This window comes from Prevotella sp. TCVGH (assembly GCF_023522295.1).
GTDB classification, from domain to species: Bacteria; Bacteroidota; Bacteroidia; order Bacteroidales; family Bacteroidaceae; genus Prevotella; species Prevotella timonensis.
The window spans coordinates 1-2,300 of the sequence record NZ_QFFX01000127.1 but is presented as its reverse complement, the minus strand read 5'-3'; the positions used below and the strand labels follow the sequence as shown (position 1 = coordinate 2,300).

The window sequence follows — 2,300 nt, the reverse complement described above, 5'->3', positions numbered from 1 at the left end:
TTAAACAAACGAAGAAATAAAGTTATATAAACTTAAATATCAGAGAGTTATACATTATTCAGTAAACACTAATTATAAATGGCTATATTTTGATAAACTTAAATAAGAAGATAGAAGAATCGGCAACGACAGGAAAACCTGCAGAGTTTTTATTTTCTTTCTTGTTATATTCTTTCAAAGAATCGATTTTTGCAACTCAAAGGCACATTATCCACAAAGAAAGACAAAACTTTCTCCATTTTTTCTTTTATATCAACTGCCATTTCGAAATAATTTTCATTCCTATTTTTACCTAAGAATAGCAATATAGTCTTGCTTGTAAAAAATATTGTTTTTGATTTATCCTATTTTATATCTCCCGTCAAGTTTGTGTTTTCAGAACAAAATTAATCTTTATTCATTTCGGTAAATGCTATATCAGTACTCCGTAGTTAATAACATAAGCTAAGAAAAATAATAGTCCTTTCTTATGAAGACACTGATCAATACTGCCATTTTGACACAACGATGAATTGTATGTCTATCTGGAATGAGTTTTGCAAGAAAAATGTATTCCTATTATTCCAAGGTATAGGATATAAGAAGTGTTATTAACGTTTTCGCAAGAAGACATAGTATTAATTGGCCATTATGGCTTAAAACTGATTAGGTATGAAAAAATTCAAAAAACCTATGCTAATGGCTCAAGGCTCTGTTAAGATGGCAGATTGTCGTCCTAATAGCAGACCTTGCGGTAGACCTTGTAATCCTCCTGGACCTGGAGGACATCGCTAAATTTACAAATCTGATGGTGTCTTTAAGACACCATCGGATATTTTCAAGTATTTTTATGGCATACTATAAAATTAATCCTCTTGTACTTTTCCGTAATTACGGAGACTTTGGTTATATAACAGATAATCGAAATTTTGGATATAATTTCACAGGTACTGATTTCATTCTTGGTGATCAAATTGTTTCAGAAACAGGTGCGGATATTCTATCTTGCCTCGAAAAACAGCCCCTTTCTATTAATGAAATTACAGATAGGGTTACCTTGCTTTTTGAAATTGAAGAAGGATATAATCTACAGAAAGACATCGTTGAATTTCTTGACTTGCTAAACATGAAGGGATTTGTGATTAAAGGCGAATCTCCACAAGAATGTAACAAGAATAATATTCTCTATGGCTTGGGAACAAATAGAATCAATGATCAAAATCCATACAAGAAAGAATGTGAACTAATCGAAACACAAGAGTTTTTGGGTAAACGGTTTGGGGAATCTCCTTTTCCTACTAGCATTCATGTGGAGATTGTAAGTGAGTGTAATGAAAGATGTATTCATTGTTATATACCTCATGAGTTAAAAACAGAATTGATGGATGATAAATTCTTTTATCGTATTCTGGATCAAGCCCAAGAAATGAAATTGCTTCACATTACAATAAGTGGTGGAGAACCAATGCTACATCCACACTTTGTTGATTTTATAAAGAGATGTAGAGAGTACGACATGTCTGTCAATGTTCTTTCTAATCTCACATTACTTGACGAGAACATGATCAGGGAAATGAAAAATAATCCCTTGCTTAGTGTTCAGACTTCCGTTTACTCAATGCGACCAGAGGTCCATGATGGGATTACTCGGCATAAAAATAGTCTGAAGAAAACCTGTACTTCTGTTCGTAAGTTAATAGAGAATGGTATCCCTGTTCAATTAAGTTGCCCTATTATGAATGCCAATTATGATAGTTATAAAAGCGTCCAACAGTGGGCGTTTAAGCAAAAAGTTCCATTGGGGTTCGACTATTCCATCATTGCCAAATACAATCACGATAAGGAAAATTTGAACTGTCGAGTATCAAACGAGGAACTATACGAATTTATTGCAGATAAGATGACTAATGACTCTTCTTATATTGAAGATCTTGAAAAAGAAATCGCAGATAATAAAAAGAAATCTGCAGACGATTATATTTGCAGTGTTTGTAATTCTTCTATTTGCATTAGTCCTCAAGGAAATGTCTACCCTTGTGTAGGCTGGTCTGACAGAATTGTGGGAAATCTAAACCACGATACACTTAAGAATATTTGGCTTAAATCGGAGGAAATAAAAAAATTGCGCTCTATACGACGTAAAGATATTCAAGAATGCAAATCATGTCTTCAGAAAGATTTCTGTTCTGTTTGTATGGTTAGAAACTCAAATGAAAGTTCTACAGGAAACCCTTTTGAGGTGAGCCTTAATTCCGCAACATAATTGATAATTATTTTTATAAGTTCCTGAGCAACATTTTGTTGCCCAGGTTTTTGCCATG

2 protein-coding genes are annotated in these 2,300 nt (G+C 33.1%); both read left to right on the top strand.

All coding sequences use genetic code 11. The annotated features are described in order from the left end of the window. The first annotated feature begins 651 nt into the window (after positions 1-651). Entirely contained in the window at positions 652-774 is a 123-nt protein-coding gene (locus DEM91_RS12600) for a hypothetical protein (RefSeq protein ID WP_262499427.1), read from the top strand. 55 nt (positions 775-829) lie between these two features. Further along, complete coding sequence (locus DEM91_RS12375; protein WP_249859107.1) at positions 830-2,242, top strand: PqqD family peptide modification chaperone; 1,413 nt, start codon at positions 830-832, stop codon at positions 2,240-2,242. The last annotated feature ends 58 nt before the right edge of the window (positions 2,243-2,300 follow it).

Excerpts from the sequence above, each read along its gene's own strand:
- DEM91_RS12600 (WP_262499427.1), top strand. The coding sequence starts at position 652 with ATGAAAAAATTCAAAAAACCTATGCTAATGGCTCAAGGCTCTGTTAAG.
- DEM91_RS12375 (WP_249859107.1), top strand. The coding sequence starts at position 830 with ATGGCATACTATAAAATTAATCCTCTTGTACTTTTCCGTAATTACGGA.